Source organism: Streptomyces sp. NPDC001832, from assembly GCF_040297265.1.
GTDB lineage: Bacteria > Actinomycetota > Actinomycetes > Streptomycetales > Streptomycetaceae > Streptomyces.
In genome coordinates this window covers 1-2,796 of the sequence record NZ_JBEOYU010000089.1, presented here as the reverse complement: position 1 = coordinate 2,796, position 2,796 = coordinate 1, and the positions used below count along the sequence as shown (strand labels likewise).

Here is a 2,796-nt window from a genome sequence, read left to right as displayed (position 1 = left end):
CTTCCGATCTCTTCACAAGCCCTGTTTACTAAATCTTTCACTTTTCTTTGGATATTGTTATTTATCTATATTACATGCGGGTTAGGCCTTGTCTCTGCTGCATCCCCCATGGCTCAAAGTATGACCGGCATGTCTGTCCAAACAGCCGCAATTATGGTTGGAATCATAGGCCTTTTCAATGGCTTTGGACGTTTGATATGGGCAACTTTGTCTGATTATATCGGGCGCCCTGCTACTTTCAGTACCATTTTTATTCTCGATATTGTAATGCTTTCAGCCATGCTCATCTTCAAATTACCGCTCCTATTTGTCATTGCATTATGCTTGTTGATGTCTTGTTATGGAGCAGGCTTTTCTGTCATCCCAGCCTACTTAGGTGATGTCTTTGGTACTAAAGAATTAGGAGCTGTTCATGGATATGTACTGACAGCATGGGCTGCTGCCGGAGTTGTTGGACCATTACTATTATCATTAACACATCAACTGTTCCACAATTATACTTTGACATTAGCTGCCTTTATTTTGATTGATCTATTGGCACTGCTAATCTCATTCTGGATACAACGAGATTTCATTAAAGCCAGCAAATTAATAAAAAGCAAATTATAAAAAACTACTTTAAAGCGCATTAAATTATTAAAAACTAAGACAAAATTGCATAAAAAAGAGTCTAAAACAGCATGAGCCGTAAAGTGCAAGACAAAATTGAATATTTTTAAACTGCTAAGGCATGTTCCCTGTATTCGCAGGGAGTCATGCCTTTTGTTTTCTGTGATATTCGTCGATTGTTAAACCAATCGACGTAATTCTTTGTGATTTCCTTGAATTCTCCAATAGGTTCTGTTGCAAAGTTTTCCAAAAAATCTATTTTAGTGTAAAATTGAGAAAAAAGACAGAGAGGACAGAGTAATGAATCATTTTAAAGGCAAACAATTCAAAAAAGACGTCATTATTGTCGCTGTTGGTTACTACCTGCGTTACAATCTAAGCTATCGTGAAGTTCAGGAATTGTTATATGATCGTGGAATAAATGTTTGTCATACTACGATTTATCGTTGGGTGAAAGAGTACAGCAAAGTCCTCTATTATCTTTGGAAGAAGAAAAATAGACAATCCTTCTATTCATGGAAAATGGACGAAACCTATATCAAAATTAAGGGACGTTGGCATTATCTTTATCGTGCACTTGATGCGGACGGCTTAACCTTAGATATCTGGTTACGAAAGAAACGGGATACGCAAGCAGCCTATGCTTTCTTAAAACGACTCCATAAACAGTTTGGTGAGCCGAAAGCAATTGTGACCGATAAAGCACCTTCTCTTGGCTCCGCCTTTAGAAAGTTACAGAGTGTGGGTTTATATACTAAGACAGAGCACCGAACTGTGAAGTATCTTAACAATTTAATAGAACAAGACCATCGACCTATTAAACGACGGAATAAATTTTATCAAAGTCTCCGTACAGCCTCTTCCACGATTAAGGGCATGGAGACCCTTCGAGGAATATATAAAAAGAACCGAAGAAATGGAACGCTCTTCGGCTTTTCGGTGTCTACTGAAATCAAGGTATTAATGGGAATAACAGCCTAAATCATAGATACCGTAAGGGATTTTATTCTTTATTTAAAACTTTGCAACAGAACCCTTGTATGTAATTGACTAAAACGTACAATTTTAGCTTTTAAATATGACCCTTATTTATGACCTGCTCTAATCTCACTATTCATCAGCATTCAAAAAACAGCTCACAACTGTTGAAGAATGAACTGTTCCGTTCGATTGTTTTGGCATATAAATCACTGTCATTTTTACTCCCCCTCCGAAATAAAATGAACCACTTTTTGAATTTTATCTTCCAAATTTTCTAATTGCTTTTGATAATCAGACATCAATTCTTTTGTCTGATTATTTTTATTTTCGTTTAAATGTTTAGCAATTTGATTGATATTATTTCCGATACGTTTTAGTTCAGATTTTGTCGCAGAAATTTCAGAAATAATATTTTTATATTCTGAAAAATCAATAGAAAAAATCTCTTTATTGCAACAGGCTCGTCTAGCAAAAATAGAAAAATTAGTGATACCAGTTTTTCTCATCATCAATTTAATTCTTTCGTTCTCTTTTTCATTTACGAAGAACCTTTTTAAAATATTTCTCTCACGATTTTTGGTTTTTTTCATCTTGTCAACCTTTCAAACTACTGTCAACTCTAAAAGCTCAAAATAGGGGGTTAGTGTCTTTAGTGAACTTCGCACTTGGGTACCCAAGTACAGTAAAAAGTATTCATCTTTCACTCACAAAATCTAAAATTTCCAATTTTATTTTTGTTCGTTTCAGACGAATCTTTTTATTTTTGGTGGTGTCCCCCAATCCCCCTTTTTGAAAAAAATTAGAGCTTAATTTCAAATTCTTTTAAGACATCTTCGTATCAATCTTTGACTTCAAAACACAAATTTTTAACTTCATCTTCGGTCAAAGTTTGAACATATTTTTTTGCGTTAATGTAATTATGAACTTATCACTCCATTTAAGAAGTTCAACTCTCTTGCTTTGAATACATCGAACAATTTTATAACAATTATAATCCTCATTCCGCCAACAAGGGTTTAACTCCAAATCAGAAAGAAGAAAATTATTTTAAGAAAATATAGCTCATTTTGTGTCTAAATATTTGACATTAGTCCACTTTAATTGTCTTTAACTTTTCACTCATCATAAGTCCTGCCTTTTAACCGTAGGTAGATATTGCTCGATTGCTTTCTTCAAATACTTAGCGATATTGTGCTTAGAATATTC

At 34.3% G+C, this 2,796-nt stretch carries 5 protein-coding genes and 1 pseudogene; 3 read left to right on the top strand and 3 right to left on the bottom strand.

Annotated elements, in window-relative coordinates; translation table 11 throughout:
* A partial coding sequence (locus ABT115_RS30750; protein WP_351796759.1) for an MFS transporter occupies positions 1 to 609 on the top strand: 609 nt, incomplete at its 5' end.
* A gap of 106 nt (positions 610 to 715) precedes the next feature.
* Here the strand turns inward: ABT115_RS30750 and ABT115_RS30745 are convergent.
* Entirely contained in the window at positions 716 to 859 is a 144-nt protein-coding gene (locus ABT115_RS30745; RefSeq protein WP_101812836.1) for an IS3 family transposase, read from the bottom strand.
* Between the two features lie 50 nt (positions 860 to 909).
* Here ABT115_RS30745 and ABT115_RS30740 point away from each other — a divergent pair, with 50 nt between their 5' ends.
* Positions 910 to 1,590, top strand: coding sequence for an IS6-like element ISS1N family transposase (locus ABT115_RS30740; protein WP_351796755.1), 681 nt, complete (start codon positions 910 to 912; stop codon positions 1,588 to 1,590).
* A gap of 218 nt (positions 1,591 to 1,808) precedes the next feature.
* Here the strand turns inward: ABT115_RS30740 and mobC are convergent, their stop codons facing one another.
* Positions 1,809 to 2,180 carry a plasmid mobilization relaxosome protein MobC gene (mobC, locus tag ABT115_RS30735; protein ID WP_351796752.1) on the bottom strand — a complete coding sequence of 124 codons (372 nt, stop codon included), beginning with the start codon at positions 2,178 to 2,180 and terminating at the stop codon, positions 1,809 to 1,811.
* 333 nt (positions 2,181 to 2,513) lie between these two features.
* On the opposite strand from mobC, the pseudogene ABT115_RS30730 reads away from it, so the two are divergent.
* Positions 2,514 to 2,667, top strand: a pseudogene (locus ABT115_RS30730) (IS3-like element IS-LL6 family transposase); the annotation flags it as partial.
* Positions 2,668 to 2,712: 45 nt separating this feature from the next.
* On the opposite strand, the gene ABT115_RS30725 reads toward ABT115_RS30730, so the two are convergent.
* On the bottom strand, positions 2,713 to 2,796 hold an 84-nt coding region (locus ABT115_RS30725), incomplete at its 5' end, for a hypothetical protein (protein ID WP_351796762.1).

Bases quoted from the DNA above. Each gene is read 5' to 3' on its own strand.
- ABT115_RS30740 (WP_351796755.1), top strand. From the start codon at position 910: ATGAATCATTTTAAAGGCAAACAATTCAAAAAAGACGTCATTATTGTC.
- mobC (WP_351796752.1), bottom strand. From the start codon at position 2,180: ATGAAAAAAACCAAAAATCGTGAGAGAAATATTTTAAAAAGGTTCTTC.